Annotated in this window: 15 protein-coding genes and 1 tRNA gene; 8 read left to right on the top strand and 8 right to left on the bottom strand. The window is 41.1% G+C overall.

The window, feature by feature from the left end; genetic code table 11:
• Window positions 1-27: 27 nt before the first annotated feature.
• Window positions 28-1575 carry a tetratricopeptide repeat protein gene (locus tag ACWPKD_RS09605; RefSeq protein WP_455412465.1) on the bottom strand — a complete coding sequence of 516 codons (1548 nt, stop codon included), beginning with the start codon at window positions 1573-1575 and terminating at the stop codon, window positions 28-30.
• Between the two features lie 61 nt (window positions 1576-1636).
• Window positions 1637-3736, bottom strand: coding sequence for a glutamine--tRNA ligase/YqeY domain fusion protein (locus ACWPKD_RS09600; RefSeq protein WP_455412464.1), 2100 nt, complete (start codon window positions 3734-3736; stop codon window positions 1637-1639).
• An 84-nt stretch (window positions 3737-3820) separates the two neighbouring features.
• On the opposite strand from ACWPKD_RS09600, the gene folB reads away from it, so the two are divergent.
• The 3 genes from folB (at window position 3821) to ACWPKD_RS09585 (ending at window position 6172) form a co-directional block, all read left to right on the top strand.
• A complete protein-coding gene (gene folB, locus ACWPKD_RS09595) occupies window positions 3821-4180 on the top strand; it encodes a dihydroneopterin aldolase (RefSeq protein WP_455412463.1) in 360 nt (119 codons plus the stop codon).
• Between the two features lie 91 nt (window positions 4181-4271).
• A tRNA-Cys gene (locus ACWPKD_RS09590) sits at window positions 4272-4342 on the top strand.
• A gap of 213 nt (window positions 4343-4555) precedes the next feature.
• On the top strand, window positions 4556-6172 hold the full coding sequence (locus ACWPKD_RS09585; RefSeq protein ID WP_455412462.1) for an esterase-like activity of phytase family protein: 1617 nt from the start codon (window positions 4556-4558) through the stop codon (window positions 6170-6172).
• 62 nt (window positions 6173-6234) lie between these two features.
• Here ACWPKD_RS09585 and ACWPKD_RS09580 read toward each other — a convergent pair whose 3' ends face one another.
• The 5 genes from ACWPKD_RS09580 to rnr form a co-directional block, all read right to left on the bottom strand.
• On the bottom strand, window positions 6235-6888 hold the full coding sequence (locus ACWPKD_RS09580; RefSeq protein WP_455412461.1) for a GldM family protein: 654 nt from the start codon (window positions 6886-6888) through the stop codon (window positions 6235-6237).
• Window position 6889: 1 nt separating this feature from the next.
• Complete coding sequence (locus ACWPKD_RS09575) at window positions 6890-7582, bottom strand: LysE family translocator (RefSeq protein ID WP_455412460.1); 693 nt, start codon at window positions 7580-7582, stop codon at window positions 6890-6892.
• A 95-nt stretch (window positions 7583-7677) separates the two neighbouring features.
• Window positions 7678-8367 (bottom strand): head GIN domain-containing protein, encoded by a 690-nt coding sequence (locus ACWPKD_RS09570; RefSeq protein ID WP_455412459.1) that lies wholly within the window; start codon window positions 8365-8367, stop codon window positions 7678-7680.
• A gap of 5 nt (window positions 8368-8372) precedes the next feature.
• Complete coding sequence (locus ACWPKD_RS09565) at window positions 8373-8678, bottom strand: hypothetical protein (protein WP_455412458.1); 306 nt, start codon at window positions 8676-8678, stop codon at window positions 8373-8375.
• A 7-nt stretch (window positions 8679-8685) separates the two neighbouring features.
• A complete protein-coding gene (gene rnr, locus ACWPKD_RS09560; RefSeq protein WP_455412457.1) occupies window positions 8686-10863 on the bottom strand; it encodes a ribonuclease R in 2178 nt (725 codons plus the stop codon).
• 110 nt (window positions 10864-10973) lie between these two features.
• Between rnr and ACWPKD_RS09555 the strand changes: the two genes are divergently transcribed.
• The 5 genes from ACWPKD_RS09555 to ACWPKD_RS09535 all read left to right on the top strand — a co-directional run bounded on the left by ACWPKD_RS09555 (window position 10974) and on the right by ACWPKD_RS09535 (window position 17488).
• Window positions 10974-11213, top strand: coding sequence for a DUF2007 domain-containing protein (locus ACWPKD_RS09555; RefSeq protein ID WP_455412456.1), 240 nt, complete (start codon window positions 10974-10976; stop codon window positions 11211-11213).
• 34 nt (window positions 11214-11247) lie between these two features.
• The gene (gene rpiB / locus ACWPKD_RS09550) at window positions 11248-11679 is read left to right on the top strand and encodes a ribose 5-phosphate isomerase B (RefSeq protein WP_455412455.1); all 432 of its coding nucleotides are present in this window, start codon (window positions 11248-11250) and stop codon (window positions 11677-11679) included.
• A gap of 54 nt (window positions 11680-11733) precedes the next feature.
• Window positions 11734-12666: a cation diffusion facilitator family transporter gene (locus tag ACWPKD_RS09545; protein ID WP_455412454.1), complete on the top strand. Its 933-nt coding sequence runs from the start codon at window positions 11734-11736 to the stop codon at window positions 12664-12666.
• 330 nt (window positions 12667-12996) lie between these two features.
• Window positions 12997-16443 carry a pyruvate carboxylase gene (locus ACWPKD_RS09540; RefSeq protein WP_455412453.1) on the top strand — a complete coding sequence of 1149 codons (3447 nt, stop codon included), beginning with the start codon at window positions 12997-12999 and terminating at the stop codon, window positions 16441-16443.
• A 1-nt stretch (window position 16444) separates the two neighbouring features.
• Window positions 16445-17488 carry a hypothetical protein gene (locus ACWPKD_RS09535; protein ID WP_455412452.1) on the top strand — a complete coding sequence of 348 codons (1044 nt, stop codon included), beginning with the start codon at window positions 16445-16447 and terminating at the stop codon, window positions 17486-17488.
• A gap of 5 nt (window positions 17489-17493) precedes the next feature.
• On the opposite strand, the gene ACWPKD_RS09530 is transcribed toward ACWPKD_RS09535, so the two are convergent.
• Entirely contained in the window at window positions 17494-17760 is a 267-nt protein-coding gene (locus ACWPKD_RS09530; RefSeq protein ID WP_455412451.1) for a DUF1294 domain-containing protein, read from the bottom strand.
• Window positions 17761-17784 lie beyond the last annotated feature (24 nt).

Below are 17784 nucleotides of genomic sequence, written 5' to 3'. Positions count from 1 at the left end.
ACTACTCATATATTGAAAATCAATAGTTTACAAATCGTGTAAAACAGTTAAAAGGTTGTCATTGGAGTCTAAATCCATTTTTTTCCGGATGCGGTAACGGCAATTTTCAACACTTCGGATGGATAAATTAAGGATAACCGCCATGTCTTTGTTCTTCAGATTCAGGTAAATCAAGACACATATTTTTTGTTCCTCTTCGGTCAAGGAAGGGTGTTTTTTATTCAGCTTATACTGAAATTCCGCATCTACCTGATTGAACAAATCTTCCTTATTGTCATTTATCAGTTTAAAATTCTGCAGTTCAAAAAGGAGTTTACCCAATTCACTTTTGCTTTCGGTGTCCTTGGTTGTGATTTGTACCTGTTTTAGGTTTTCTTTAAACCGTTCGATGAAGTCGTTGTTTTTAACAATGTTCAACACCATTTTATCGGTTTTGGTTTGGCTGAACTCCAGTTTATCTTCGGTCTGATGAATGACATGACTCAGGGATTCCACTTTTTTTCTTTGTCTTTTTATCAGGTAAAACAACAGGAATAAAATACCGATTAGAAGTAAAATCAGGAAGGCTATTTTAACCCGATTAGCAAATTTTTCGTTCTGAAGTAATTTAATTTTTTGCTCTTTAATCTGTAAATCAAGCTTTTGGTTTTCTAATTTATTAATGGCTTCAATGTTTTCAACCAGTAAGGTCTCTTCTGATTTTATGGATAATTCCTTAAATTTCTGATGCAGCTGGAGGTTTTTATAAGCTTCCTTAAATTCAGATTTTCCATTATATATTTGAGCATAAAACAGGTATAAATTGGATTTTGATTCATTACTGTTTACATTTTGCAAGAGCTTTTCGCTTTTCTTGGTATATAAAAAAGCGTTATCATATTGTTTCAGGATAATATAGCTTTCCGCTAAATTCAGATACACCTGAATTTTAAAATCGTCCTCGTTTGTGGGTTCAATCAGGGAGAGCGTTTCCAGATAATACTTTATGGCGGTTGTAATTTTACGGGATTCCAGATAAATACTCCCTAAATTTAAAAGTGCTGTGGCTTTTGTTTTCGGATCTAATGGTTTTTCATTTAAAATAGAGTTAAAGGAAGCAATAGCTTCATCTATATGGCCATTTTTAAAATGAGCAAGGGCGATATTGCCTTTAGATCGTATTACCCCATCCAAATCGTTGATTTTTTCAAAGCATTGCTTGGATTCGGTATGCAATTGAAGGCTCTTAGTGTAATTACCAAGGTCGAATTGAATGTTCCCTAAATCTTCTTTAAACAAACCTATTCTTTTGGTAAGCTTATTCTTTTCGGCTAATTGTAAGGCTTTCTGATAAAATTGATAGGCCTTGTCATACACTTCGAGCTGCTTGTAAGTGTCTCCCAAAACAGTATAGGCATCGATATTTGTTTTTTCATCTTTGGAATGGGCAACCAAAGCTTCGATTTCTAAAACGCTTTCTGCAGTATTTTTTTGTGTTTTGGCTTTATCAACGGCTTTTTTTAAACTGTTTTCCTGAGCGGTTACGGTAGAAAAAACAAAAAGTAAAACGAAACCGAGAGGAAGTTTTCTAAGCATAAGGCTGTGATTGTTAAATCAAAAGAATTAGAAAAGCCCGCTATGGAACGGGCTTTTTGTTTTATAATACGTTGGAAAGCAATTCCAGAACCGCTTCATTTTTTTCGGTTGTTTTCATTTCCGAAAGCTGTGTTTTGAAACTGTCGAGATTAGCATTATCCTTTTGTAATAGCTGAAGCACTTCATAGCGAACAAAAGCGGATTCACTTTTTAAGGACATTGAGTACAATTTGTGCAACAGTTCCGTATCCACATCCGAAGCTTTGATAGCATCCGAATATTTTAAAATCCAGTTCGAAAACAATAGGGAAGCCTTATTATTGTTGATGTTCTTTTTCAACGAATTCTGCAACAAGCTGTAATTGGAAATGGTTTTGATGTTTTCCCCAATGATTTTTTCGATGGCATTTCGTTCTTCATCAGCAGTTGCCTTGAAATATCGGTTGATTTCCTTCAACGAATTGTTGATGGTATTCTCTTCTTTTTTGCCTTTTTCTTCCCAGGAATCCTTTAAATCCACAGTTTTGTTGAACACCAGGTTTTCCGGGGTACTGTCACGGTCTACACAGAAATACCCCACACGCTGAAACTGGAAACTGTCGCCTTCCTGAGCGGTTTGTAAACTAGGCTCCACAAATCCGGTAACGGTTTTCAAAGAATTCGGGTTTACGAAATCAAGGAAGTTTTTATCCTTATGAGTGTCCGGAGACTCGTCGGTAAACAAACGATCATACAAACGGATTTCCGCCTTCACCGCATGGGCTACCGATACCCAGTGAATGGTTCCGGATACTTTTCGGTTACTGGCTTCGCTTCCGCTTCCGCTTCGGCTGTTGTCATCGTAGGTGGCATGAATCTCGGTGATGGTTCCGTTGGCATCTTTGATAACGCTTTCCCCTTTAATGATGTAGGCATTTTTCAGACGTACTTCTTTCCCTAAGGTCAAACGGAAAAACTTGCCCGTTGCCTCTTCCATAAAGTCTTCTCTTTCAATGTACAATTCCTTGGAAAAAGGCACCTGTCTGTAGGTCATCACTTCTTCTTCCGGATTGTTTTCCGCTTCAAGCCACTCGGTTTTGCCTTCCGGATAATTGGTAATCACCAGTTTTACCGGATCGACTACCGCCATGACACGAGGCGTGATTTTATTTAAATCTTCACGGACGCAGAATTCCAGTAACGAAACATCGATTAAATTATCCCTTTTGGCAATCCCGATAGTATCTGCAAAATTTCGGATAGAAGCAGGCGTATACCCACGACGGCGCATCCCGGAAATCGTACTCATGCGCGGATCGTCCCAGCCGTTTACATGGCCTTCCTGAACCAATTGCAGCAATTTACGTTTGGAAACCACCGTATGCGATAAATTTCTTCTGGCAAACTCACGCTGTTTAGGACGTACTCGGTCAGTATCGTAAATATTGTCCAAAAACCAGTCGTACAATTCACGGTGCGGTAAAAACTCCAGCGTACAGAACGAGTGGGAGATTTGCTCCAGATAATCGCTTTCCCCGTGTGCCCAGTCGTACATCGGGTAGATGCACCAATTGTCACCGGTTCTGTGGTGGTGTTTGTGCATAATACGGTACATGATCGGATCACGCATTAGCATGTTAGGGGAGGCCATATCGATTTTAGCCCTTAAAATATAAGTACCGTCTTCGAATTCGCCGTTTTTCATTCTTTCGAACAAATCCAGGTTTTCCTCTACGGAACGGTTACGGAACGGACTGTCGGTTCCGGCTTGCGTAGGCGTTCCTTTTTGTTTGGCCATTTCTTCCGAAGACTGGCTGTCCACATAGGCTTTCCCTTTTTTGATCAGGACAACGGCCCAATCGTATAGTTGTTGGAAATAATCCGAAGCATAACATTCTTCTGCCCATTTAAAACCCAACCATTCCACATCGCGTTTGATGGCGTCTACATATTCCTGTTCTTCCTTAGCGGGATTGGTATCGTCAAAACGCAGGTTTACCGGGGCTTTGTAATCGATTCCCAAACCGAAGTTAAGACAGATCGCACTGGCATGTCCCACGTGCAGGTAGCCGTTAGGTTCCGGCGGAAAACGAAAACGCAATTTATCGTTGGACAGACCATTTTTTAAATCCTCTTCAATGATCTGCTCTATAAAATTCAATGATTTTTCTTTCGTAGACATAGATTTTATGTAATTTTAGCAAAGATAAGTTTAATTCGTCAATTTGTAAATCAGAAGATTTGAAAATGACCGCTAAAAAGCATTATGGGGATTATAAAATTAAAAAACATCCGGACTTTTTCGTTTCACGGATGTTTGGTGGAAGAAAGTAAAATAGGTTCCGACTATACCGTCGATCTTGAAATTAAAACGGATCTGAGAAAATCTTCTTTTTCCGATGAATTGGCCGACACAGTGGATTATGTCCATCTGAACAAAATTGTGGTGGAAGAAATGGCCATCCGTTCGAAATTACTGGAACATGTGGCACAACGCATCATTGCCCGCATCTTTAAAGAAATCCCGGCCGTGTCCAGAATTATCGTAAGTGTTTCCAAAATCAATCCACCAATTGGTGGTGATGTTGAAGCAGTTACCATTCAAATGGAGGAATACCGAAGCTAAAGAACTAAATTTCTTTAAAAACTTTGCAACTCTGTGACTTTGCGGCTTTGCAACTATAAAAAAATATTCTATATTTGCCATCCATAACAACGGCATCGTGTCCGAGTGGCTAGGAAGCGGTCTGCAAAACCGTCTACCCCGGTTCGAATCCGGGCGATGCCTCAGAAAACCTTCAAGGAAACTTGGAGGTTTTTTTGTTTATTATCTATGACACTTTCTGTTATTATCAAAACTTAAAGAAAAACCTATCTGCAGGTAAAACGCCTTAAAATCACACCGTTTTTATAGGGAATGTTAACCGAATCTTGATTTTTGGAAAACACCTTTTCAGATCGCTACTAATACATTTGTTTTCATCCGTAAAACCTATTAGAAATGATGAAAAAACTACTATTGACAGTAAGTATTTTGAGTTTAGGCAGCTTAAATGCCCAGATTACATTGGAAAGCACCCATGAGAATTTAAGTTCTGCTACCATCGGAACGTTTCAGGGAATCACTTTTCGCGAAGGCGGATTTTCTGCGATGCAATACATTCCCAATACCAACGGGACGGAATTCTGGATTGTTACTGATCGTGGCGTAAATGTTGATGCGGCCAATGCCAATACTTCAGCGACACCATCAGCGCAATATCCTTCCGGATGTGTGCCAACCTACGATAAGATTTATGCTTTTCCATCGTATGCTCCTAAAATCATGCGTATCAAGATTGTCGGGAATGAAGTTCAGATTTTACAAACCATTACCTTGAAGCGACCAGACGGTACAAATGTTTCCGGGTTGCTTAATCCGACCGGTTTTGGAAGCACGGCAGCTGAGATAGCCTCTACTAACGTGGTAACGGATTGTGCCAATTTTGACGCCAATACCACTGCTAAAGACATTTGGGGAATCGATTCGGAAGGTTTGGATATCGACAGCGACGGTAATTTCTGGATTTCTGAAGAAGGAGGGCCAACCATCTGGAAGGTAAATCCTAACGGCGTAGTTTTAAGACGCTATACGCCTTATGCATTGCAGTATCCTGAAGATGTAGCAATCGATCCTGCTTTTGCTTTCAGAAGGAATAACAGAGGTTTTGAAGGATTGACCATAACTCCGAACGGTAAAGTGTATGCGATTATCCAAAGTCCGATGTATTATAAAAATGTAAGCGGATCAGCAGGAAGCGGCACTTTAGGAAACTCTAGGATTCACAGAATTTTGGAAATCAACCCGGCTACCAATACAACGCAGATGTACGCTTATGTAAACGAAGGTCAAATCGGAACATCTTCCGACATCCGCCCAAGGGATTTGAAAATTGGTGATCTTAAAGCCATTAACAACACTACTTTTTTAGTTATAGAGCAGGGGGCACGAGGAGTTCAGAACATCAAAAAACTGTTTCAGATTGACATTACCGGTGCCACACCTGTAGTTAGCGGTCTGGTTTACGGCAGTAACACTAAAACACTTGAAGAACTGGATACGCATGCTAATTTAACGGCTAACGGGATTACTCCGGTTGCCAAAACTTTGGTTTTCGATTTACACGCCAACAGTTGGCCGATTGCCATGGATAAGGCAGAAGGGATTGCCATTATCGATGCCAACACGATTGTTCTTTGCAACGATAACGATTACGGTCAATTTTCACCTACCGAAAACGGAATTGCCACCGAAAACAATGTCAAATCGTCGCTTTTCGTCTATAAACTGAACGGAGTAAATACCCTACAGAATTACATACCGAATAACAATGTAGTGTTGGGGACTCCGGATTTAGCTTTGGAAAACACTAAGATTAATGCCTATCCAAACCCTTTCCGAAATGTTATTACTCTGGAAAATGTTGCGGTAAATTCCAACTATACCGCTGTTGATGTAGTAGGCGCGGTTGTGGCGAAAGGCAAGTTGCAGTCTAACGATTTGAATTTGGAAGAACTGAAAAACGGCGTGTATTTTTTACAGCTGGAAGGAAAATCCGTTAAAATCGTGAAACAGTAAAGAGTACCCCAATCCGCTATATAGTTTAAAAAGAAAAGCGTTCATTTTGGTGAACGCTTTTTTTATTTTTCTTCATCAACAATCATAATACGTATTGGTTTCACGTAAAGTGAGATATGATAAAAAGGTTTTCTCAATATGACTTTGTTAATTTCAAAATAAGAACCAGACTTCATTTTTTTTATTTCTGAAAAAACAACTTCATTTATTTTATTTCCAATGACTTGTATTGTTTTATTTTCAGAAAAGCATACCTCAAAAGTATCGACCTCAAATTTAATATCCTTTAATAACATGTCCGGTATGGTAGAAATTTCGGCTGTTTCTATTTCTTTTTTAGTAAGCTGAACAATACATTTTCTACAATTATTTCCATCGATTGCAGCATATATTGTAGGTAAGTTTTTAATTCTGAAAGTATGGTTTTCAACAACCTTTGTGTTATCATTTAATAAGATATCCAACGTTATTGTCACCTCTAACCCAGATCCTGGAGCTAAAGTGAATTTTCCATCAGAAATCTTAGTAAGACCCGGTGCGGAGGCAGTAAACGACTTCGAATTGGGAACAACAATTGTTAAAGGATTAGGGAAGCCACGATAGACAATATTTAAATAATCATTGGAGATTACCGCTTTTTTTGGATTGATTGAATCGTTCTGTGAATAAATCAGATTCGCTAAAGAAAACATTACTAATAGCACAATTTTCTTCATCTTATTTCTGTGCTTTCTCTTCAATCTTCTCCAAAGTATCTTTCACGAACTTCTTTTCTTCCGGGAACCAGCCTTGCAGCATCAGGGCCAATCCGAATATAATCAGTAAAACGCTGCTTACTTTCTTGACTTTGATGATGTTGGTAGGCGTCAGTTTGCGGCGCAGTTGTTTGGCCAGCAGCACTTTTCCGATATCGGTTAACAGGTAAGCACCCAGCACCGCCGAGAAAAACAAACCCATACGGGAAGCGTCCATTTCCAGTTTCGGGCCGAAAGCAATGATAATCGCCAACCAGAAACCTAACACGCCGATATTGATAAAATTCAGTAAAAATCCTTTAATGAACAGACTGAAATAATCTTTTTTGATCATTTCCACGACTTCTTCGTCCGGATCGATATTTTTATGTGCCCTGCGGAGTTTCAGGAAGGTAATCAGTCCATAGGTGAACATGATGATCCCTCCAAAAAGGAATAGGGCAGGGTCGTCTTTAATACTCTGGATCAGACGGTAACTGCTGAAATACGCTACGCCAATGAAACAGATATCGGCAATCACCACACCCAAATCAAACGACATGGCCGCACGGAAACCTTTGGTGATACTGGTCTCGATGAGCACAAAAAAAACAGGTCCGATCATAAAACTTAGAAAGAACCCAAGGGGAATTCCGGTCAGGATGTCGTTAATCATTCAGTAATGGTTAGTCTTACAAAGATATGATTTTTAAATTCCAAAAGGCAAATCCCCAATTCCAAAAAGGCTTCAGAATTGGGATTTTGTATGGATTATTTAGAATTTTTAGGCAGTTGGTGCTGACGGATGTTACCACCGGCCACCGTTTTCTGATTGATTTGTTTAGGATTGCCATAGATGGTGATGTCGCCCCCGGCACGGGTTTTGGCGTCTACCAATTCCGTTGCGGTTACATCGGCTTCGCCGCCTGCATTGACCACAACTACGGTTTGTTCGCCTTCTAAGGCGCTGGCTTTCACGGTTCCGCCTCCGGACACCACGATGTCCTGGTTTTGCGCTTTACCGGTTAGACGCACCATAGCTCCGGAACTCGATTTTACGGTCACTCTTTTGGTGTCAAGGGTTAACTTGATTTCCGCGCCTTCTTTGGCGTTTACGTTGAAATCAATGGCGTTTATAACCGCTGGGCTTGATACATAGGCGCCTTCGCTGGCTTCCACACCTTCCAGTTTTTTAAAGTAAACGATAGCGGTGATTTCTTCGCCTTTCAGCAGGCCTTTCAATGGCATACGGATTTTAAGTTCTCCGTTTTTGTTTACCAGTTCTACTTCGTCACTGCGGTCTCCGGAGAGTTCCACTTTGGTTTGGTCTCCTGCCACCAGTTGCACGGAAATTTTGTCAAAAACTTTAACTACACTGAAATCGCCTACGTTTCGGGTGGTTTTGTTCTGGGAAAATCCTGCCAGGGAAAACAATAAAAAGGCTACAACTATTTTTCTCATAAGTATTAAAATAAGGAATCAGAATATTTAAAATAAAAAATGATACACAGGGCCACTACAATCAAAAACTGCATAAAATTTAATAAAAGCCGGTTTTTGATGATTTTTTTCATGATCAGATCAAACAGTAAAAAGGGGATGGCACACAATAAAAAAACAATCAGCAAAGCACCGAACATCCCATGGTTGGAATCCTTTGGTTCAAAAGTAATAACCTCAAAAAGAGAAAAAGCAAAAATACCGGCAGCAATACAATTAAAAATTGAGATGTGCTTCAGGATATAAGGGATAATCTTTTTCTTCTTCTTCATAAAGGGATTACTCGTTTCTTCTTATAAAATGGAAATCCAATTGTTTTTTCACCAAATCGGCGTTTTTAACTTTAACGAACACTTCATCGCCCAATTGTAAAATTTTGTTAGACATTTCACCCACTAAAGCATATTGTTTTTCATCAAACGTATAATAATCGTCTTTTATTTCACGGATACGTACCATACCTTCACATTTGTTTTCGATGATTTCCACATAGATGCCCCATTCGGTCACCCCGGAAATTACGCCTAAAAACTCCTGATCCTGATGGTCCTGCATGTATTTCACCTGCATGTATTTCACGGAATCACGTTCCGCATTGGCGGCCATGTTTTCCATTTGGGACGAATGCATACATTTTTCTTCAAACACCTCTTCATCTGCTGATTTTCCGCCATCTAAATAATGCTGCAGCAAACGGTGTGCCATCACATCGGGATAACGACGAATAGGTGAGGTGAAGTGTGAATAATAATCAAAAGCCAAACCATAGTGGCCGATATTTTCCGTGGAATATACCGCTTTGCTCATGCTTCGGATGGCTAACGTATCGACAAGATTTTGTTCTTTCTTTCCGTTCACATCTTCCAGTAAGGTGTTTAACGATTTGGAAATGCTGTCACGTGATTTAAAGTTCAGGCTGTAGCCGAATTTGGAAATCACGGTTTGCAGGTTGATCAGCTTGTCTTCGTTCGGTTCGTCGTGGATACGGTACACGAAGGTTTTTTTCTGTTTGCCGATGAACTCTGCCACCTTACGATTCGCCAACAACATGAACTCTTCAATTAAATGGTTAGCGTCTTTTGCCACTTTGAAGTACACGCCTACCGGTTCGTCGTTTTCGTCCAGTTTGAATTTTACTTCTACTTTATCAAAGGAAATCGCTCCGTTGGCCATACGCTTACGACGCATGATTTTGGCTAATTCGTCTAATTTTAAAGTTGCTTCAACAATTGCTGAAGGCACCTGATATTCCGCTCCGGTTAAAGAGATTTCAGTTGGGATGATATCGGTTTTAGTTTCAATGATATGTTGCGCTTCCTCGTAAGCAAAACGCTGGTCGGAATAAATCACGGTTCTTCCAAACCATTGGTTGAGCAGTTCCGCTTTATTGTTCAGTTCAAATACCGCAGAGAACGTATATTTCTCTTCATGCGGACGAAGCGAACAGGCGAAATTACTCAATACTTCCGGCAACATTGGCACTACGCGGTCCACCAGATATACCGAAGTCGCGCGTTTATAGGCTTCTTCTTCCAGTATCGTGCCTTCCTGCACATAATGCGACACGTCGGCAATATGGATCCCGATTTCGTAATTTCCGTTTTCCAGCACTTTGAAGGAAAGGGCATCGTCAAAATCCTTGGCGTCTTTCGGGTCGATGGTAAAGGTCAGCGTATCGCGCATGTCGCGTCGTTTGGCAATTTCTTCTGCCGTGATGGAAGTGTCCAGTTTTTTAGCATAGGTTTCCACTTCAATAGGGAAATCGTACGGCAAACCGTATTCCGCTAAAATCGCATGGATTTCCGTATCGTGTTCGCCCGGTTTTCCCAGTACTTTAAGCACTTCCCCGAATGGGCTGTCGGCTTTTTTCGGCCAGTCCTGCATCTTGACCAAAACCACATCGCCGTTTTGCGCTTCCCCGATTTTGTCTTTCGGAATGAAGATGTCGGTGTACATTTTGGCATTGGCTGTCGTTAGGAAAGCGAAGTTTTTCTGAATATCGATTACTCCTACGAATTCGGTTTTAGCTCTTTCCAGAATTTCCAACACTTCGGCTTCCGGTCTGCGGGAACTTCTTCGGTTGTAGACATACGCCCGTACTTTATCACCATCCAAGGCATGGTTGAGGTTCTGGAACGGGACAAAAACGTCGTGCTCCAGATCCGGAGAAACCAGATAACCGGTCTTACGGCTGGTCATATCGATTACGCCTTCATAATATTCGGTCTTGGCGATGATTTGGAATTTACCGCGCTCTACTTCCTGGATTTTCTCTTTGGAGGCCAGATACGCCAGCTCTTTGATGATTTCGTTACGGCTTTTGGTATCGTTAAGGTCTAAGGCTGCCGCTATTTGTTTGTAATTGAAGGTTTTATTAGGGTCTTGGGCTAAAATCTTAAAAATCTTTGCGGAAAAATCCTGTTGTTTTTTTCCGGCTTTGTGAAACTTCTTACTCATTTGTTCATTTCTATTATTGCTGAAAATTACGAATAACAAATAACAAATCAGAATTTACGCATCAGATTTATGCAAAAAATAACTTTCGTATCTTTAGCCAAAGCTTTCACATGAACGATTTTGTAACCATAGCCGTCTTCGATTATCCGCATGAGATTACCGTGCTGAAACATCTCTTGGATCAGGCGAATATTTCTCATTATTTTGAAAATGAAACCATAGTCGATTTTGCCCCCATGTATTCCCAGGCGCTCGGCGGTATCAAACTTAAAGTGCATCCGGACGATGTGGAGGCGGTAAAAGAAATTGTTAAAAATTTAAACGACGATTCGCATTTGAAAATCGTTTGAATTACCTTTGCAGCAAACAAAAACAACACCACTCATGATCATTTCAATAGGAAACGACCACGCCGGACCGGACTACAAAGCGGCGATTGTAAAGCATTTAGAAGAAAAAGGGTATACCGTTCTTAACCACGGTACCGATACGTTTGACAGTGTGGACTATCCGGATTTCGGTCATGCGGTAGCCAACGATGTGGAAACCGGAAAAGCCAACTTCGGCATCATCATCTGTGGCAGCGGAAACGGGATTGCCATTACAGCCAACAAGCACCAGGGCGTACGCGCGGCACTTTGCTGGATCAACGAAATTGCAGCTTTGGCTCGTCAGCACAACGATGCGAACATCATCAGTATTCCGGCACGTTATACGAATATCAAACAGGCAGTGGAAATGGTGGAAACCTTCCTGACTACCGATTTCGAAGGCGGCCGACACGCTACCCGAGTAAACAAAATTGCCTGCCAATAAAACAATCAAAATCCGATTTCTCTCAGAATCGGATTTTTTTTTACCTTTAATCTTATGGAGTACAACCACATGGAGCATAATCAAAATCACAACCATCGCATTCATAAACACAATGTAGAAGGGAAGAATTTAGTTTATTCCATTCTGCTGAATATCTTGATAACCCTTGCGCAGGTGGTAGGCGGCATCCTTTCCGGGAGTTTGGCGCTGATATCCGATGCCCTGCATAATTTCAGTGATGTAATCTCGCTGGTTTTCAGTTATGTGGCGCATAAATTGTCCCGACGAAAAGCATCCATCAGTCAGACGTTCGGCTTAAAACGTGCAGAACTGATTGCGGCTTTCGTCAATGCCTTCACCTTGGTTTTAGTGGCGTTGTACCTGGTTTACGAAGCGATCATGCGTTTTTTCGAACCCAAGGAAATTGCTTCAGATACCGTGATCTGGCTGGCATTATTGGGAATCGTGGCCAACGGGCTTTCGGTATTATTGTTGAAAAAAGATGCCGATCACAACCTGAACATGAAATCGGCGTATCTGCATTTGTTTACGGACATGATGGCTTCTGTAGCGGTTTTGGTGGGCGGTTTACTGATGAAATATTTTCAGATTTACTGGATAGACAGTGTCATGACCTTAATCATTGCCATTTATCTGATCGTCGTAGGGTCGGATTTACTGCGAAAATCTACTAAAATGCTGATGCTCTTCACTCCGGAACACATTGATATCAAAGAAATAGTCCGCGAAGTGCATAAAATTAAGGGTATCAATAAACTGCATCACATTCATGTTTGGCATTTAAACGAAGAAGAACTGCACCTGGAAGCGCATCTGGATTGCTCCGACGATATCCGCATGAGCGAATTCAACAATCTGCTGCACGAACTGGAAGAGGTGTTGTACGAGAAATTCGGCATCAACCACGTGAACATTCAGCCGGAATTCCACAAAGAAGACCCCAAAGATTTTATCGTACAGGATTGATTTTGAAATTCTTTTTCACGCTATTCTGTCTTTTTAATACGTTTTTCTCCAGCCAGTTAGCAGCTTTTATGTAAGGATCAGCGCTTTTTTGACTATTGTGTAATAATTTCGGGTTTTACATTATGGTTAAAATATTGCGTAATATTCAAAACATCCTTTCATTTACATTTAAACAGTAAAAAATATTTAAAAATATAATTGTTTTAATGTAAAAATATCTTTTTTTTCAATAAAAATTAGTTTTTCAATAATTTATTTTAATACTTTAGAAGTGTTAAATAACACCTGTTTTTCAAACAACAACACACTATTTTATTGAAATCTTAAAAAATGAAAGAAAGTCTGACTATTAAAAAATTACTTGTCGCCAACAGGGGTGAAATTGCTATTCGCGTATTGCGGGCCGCTTCGGAACTCAAGATTGAAACGGTTGCCGTTTTCACCTATGAAGACCGTTATTCGTTGCACCGCTTTAAAGCCGACCAAAGTTTTCAGATTGGCGACGACTCGGAGCCGCTCAAACCCTATTTAGACATTGAGGAAATCATCAGCGTAGCCAAGGCGAATGCTGTCGACGCGATTCATCCGGGTTACGGTTTTCTATCTGAAAATGTTGATTTCGCAAGGCGATGTCAGGAAGAAAACATCATCTTCGTTGGACCGAGAGTGGAGGCAATGTTGCAACTGGGAGACAAAGTTGCGGCTAAAAAAGTGGCAAAAGCAACCGGAGTACCCATTATCAGGGATTCTAAAGCCGACCTGATCACCCTTGATGTCGCTTTGTCCGAAGCGTCGGAAATCGGTTACCCAATCATGCTTAAAGCAGCCGCCGGTGGTGGAGGAAGAGGGATGCGCGTTGTCCGGACACCGGAAGAAATGCAATTGGCGTTCCTTAATGCAAAAGGGGAATCACTAAAAGCTTTTGGAGACGATACGCTTTTTATCGAGAAATTCATCGACAATCCCAAACACATTGAAGTTCAGATTTTAGGCGATAATTACGGCAACATAGTGCATTTGTACGAACGGGATTGTTCCGTACAGCGTCGTTTTCAAAAGGTGATTGAAATTGCCCCGTCCATCCTAAAACCGGAAACCAAACAAAAACTATACGATTATGCAATAAAAATTGCAAGATATGTGAATTATAACAATGCCGGAACCGTTGAATTTCTGGTGGATGCGCAGGAAAACATCTATTTTATCGAAGTGAATCCGAGAATTCAGGTAGAGCATACAATTACTGAAGAAATTACCGGAATCGATTTGGTGCGGTCCCAGATTATTATCGCTGCCGGGCATCCGTTGACACACAATCAGATTTTCATTCATAAACAGGAAGATATTAAATGTAACGGGTGGGCAATCCAGTGCCGTATCACAACGGAAGACCCTGAAAACGGCTTCAAACCCGATTACGGAACCATTATCGCCTACCGGAATGCCGGAGGTTACGGCATCCGTCTTGACGAAGGAAACTGTTATACCGGTGTAACGGTTTCTCCTTATTTCGATTCGATGCTGGTAAAGGTTTCTTCCAGTGGCCGAACGCTTAAAGGTGCTTCGGACCGTCTCAGAAGAACGCTTGAAGAGTTTCGTATCCGGGGGGTGAAAACCAACATGCCTTTTTTACTGAATGTTTTGTCTAATGCAACGTTCCGTAGCGGGGAAGCGACGGTAAATTTTATACAGGACAATCCGGATTTATTGCTTCCCGACTCGGAATATTTTAACGATCGCGGAACGAAAATATTAAAATATCTGGCAGAATTAAAGGTAAACGGGCATCCGGATGTTACCCAATACGATGTTGGAAAAACGTTCCGTACACCTATAGTTCCGGAAGTCAGTCAAAAAGAATATCCGAAAGGGACAAAGGATTTATTAAATGAATTAGGCAGGGACGGTTTTATTCAATACATCAAAAACGAAAAGAAGGTTTTTTATACCGATACGACCTTACGCGATGCCCATCAGTCGCTTTTCGCTACCCGATTGCGGAATCACGACATTCTAAAAGTGACCGAAGGGATTGCCAAAAACTTCCCGGAATTGTTTTCCCTGGAGGTATGGGGCGGTGCGACTTTCGATGTGACCATGCGCTTCCTGCACGAAGACCCGTGGGAGCGCCTTCGAATGATCCGAAAAGCTGCCCCGAATATCTTACTGCAGATGCTTTTCAGAGGGAGCAATGCGGTTGGGTATGCGGCGTATCCTGATAATGTTATTGAACAATTCATCATCAAAAGTGCCGAAAACGGTATCGATGTGTTCCGAATCTTTGATTCTTTAAACTGGATTGAAGGCATGCGTTTCAGTATCAAAACGGTACGGGAGAAAACCAATGCTATTGCCGAAGCCTGTATTTGTTATACCGGGGACATCCTAAATCCGGAGCGACAAAAATTCAACGTGCAGTATTATGTTGATCTGGCGAAGGAACTGGAATCCGCCGGTGCACATATTTTAGCAATAAAAGATATGGCCGGTCTGTTGAAACCTTTGGCGGCAGAGGTTTTGATTTCCGAACTTAAAAAACACATTTCCATCCCGATCCACCTGCATACACACGATACGTCGTCCATTCAGTCCACGACCTATTGGAAAGCGATTGAAGCCGGTGTGGATATTGTGGACGTTGCTTTGGCCTCGATGAGCGGTTTGACCTCCCAGCCCAATTTCAATTCCCTGGTAGCGGCAATGCAGGGTTCGGAACGTGAAAATCCGATGAACCTTAAAAAACTGAATGCCTATTCCAATTATTTCGAAATTGTACGGGAATACTATTATCCGTTTGAAAGCGAATTAAAAGCAGGAACCGCTGAGGTTTACGATCATGAAATTCCGGGAGGCCAATATTCTAACTTACTGCCACAAGCCCGTTCGTTGGGACTGGAAGACAAGTTTGAAACCATCAAACAGAATTATGTAGTGGTGAACGAACTGTTTGGCGATATTGTCAAAGTAACGCCTTCTTCGAAAGTAGTAGGCGACATGGCCTTGTTTATGACCTCGAACAATTTAACGGCACAGGAAGTTTTGGAAAAAGGCGATACGCTGGCTTTTCCGGAATCGGTAAAACAATTGTTCCGTGGGGATTTAGGACAGCCTTACGGCGGATTTCCCAAAACATTGCAACAGCTGATTCTGAAAAACGAGAAGCCCTACACCGAAAAACCAAACGCCCATATCAAACCCATCGATTTAGAGCTCGAACTGAAACTGTTCCAACAGAAATTCGACGATAAAGTAACGATGGAAGATTTACTTTCGTATATTATGTTTCCGAAGGTTTTCGAGGAGTTTTATAAGTTCAGGAAGTATTTCGGAAAAGTTGAAAAGTTACCGACGCCTTATTTCTTTTATCCGATGAAAACCAACGAGGAAGTAATTGTCAATCTTGATTTGGGTAAAAATATGCTGATTAATTTCCGGTACATGAGCGAGCCGAATGAGGAAGGATTCCGCGAGGTTTATTTTCAGATTAATGGACAAACCCGTAACATTGTCATTAAGGATAATGCCATAAAATCAACTAAAGAGGCACATGTTAAAATTGCCGGTCCTAATGACATCGGTGCGCCGTTACAGGGAAGATTGCTGAAAGTCATGGTGAATGAGAGCGAAGAAATCGAAAAAGACACGCCGCTTTTCATCATCGAAGCCATGAAAATGGAAACCACTATCTGCGCGCCCAAAAAAGGAAAGGTAACCCGGGTTGTTTTGAAGGAAAACGCCATGGTGGAACAGGACGATTGTATCATTCAAATTCAATAATATGAACAGCGAAGTAAAACTTTTAAAAAAACAATATTACCCAATAAATGCCGCGCTTCAAAAGTATTTGGACAAATACGAAAGGGCAACGAAAATCAATGTTTTTTATGAAGATTTGCTTCGGTTCAGCGGGTCGGTTGTCGTTTCGGATTCCAAAGGGGAAGATACGCTGTGGCTTCGGGTTTTTTACAACGAACTGGAGCAACACGAGATTGATCTAAGCCTTAAGAAAATATACACCTTATTGCTTTCCGATGGTGATGAGCGTAATATTGGGTACTTAAATGTGGATTATATTGACTTTTGCACCTTCGGAAATTCAAAACCGTTTCGGATAAAAGTCCGCAATGTCCTAAACGACAATTACACCTTTTTTTATGTTAAGCGGGCAGATGCTTCTAGGATTTTCGGTTTGGAACTGGAACACATTCTTTCCCCGAACAGCATCAATTTTTTAGTGAGTAAAGAAACTTTAATAGAGGAGCATATCATCGGGATTCCCGGTGATACGTTCCTAAAGGATCATTTGGAAAAATGCAGTGAAGCCGAAAAAGCGCAGATTGCCAAAGAATTCGTAAAATTCAACGAACGCTGTATGATCGGTTTATTGGGTGATATGCGATCGTACAATTTTGTGGTCATCCCGATTTACGACTTCGACCATATCGTTTACAAAATCAGGGCCATAGATTTTGACCAACAGTGTTACGAGGGCAATTTTAAACTCTATAAGCCGCATTTGTTCAAGGAGAATTTTCTTTTTACACAGTTAGTCAACCAGAAACTGGAACAGAATTCCGTCGAACAATATCAAAAAGAGGAGCGTTCCATCATGGTGCGTCGTCTGGCCGGTTCCGAAACCCGTCTGAAAGATTTGCTCCAGGCCATGAAGACGATGGAATTGTCGCCAACCTTAAATTTTGAGTTGTTAAAGAAAGACACTTTTGAAGTAACCAAAGACACCAATTTCAAAAAAGCCAAAAACATGGGAGAATTGATGGAAGCGGCACTTAAGTTTATCAAAAGGAATTACAACAAACCATAACCGGATTACGCTTCTTTAAAATAGAAGTAGAGTCCCATTAGCTGCAGCGCAACAATTCCAAAGAAAAACATAAGATAACTTTTCTTAGCCGTTTTATGCCGAAACAACAACATTCCGATTCCCGAACCAACCGTTCCGCCCACTAGAACCATGCCTAACAGCGTTTTTTCAGGAATACGCCACCGGTTGCGGACAGCCAGCCACTTATCGGTCCCATTTGCTAAAAATGCGATACTGTTGATTAGGGTTAGATAGACGAAAACTGTCGGCATTGGTTGTTCTTATGACACCAAAGA

It is taken from the genome of Flavobacterium pedocola (assembly GCF_053764385.1).
The sequence above is the reverse complement of the archived record's forward strand: the minus strand, read 5'-3'. Positions and strand labels throughout refer to the sequence as shown.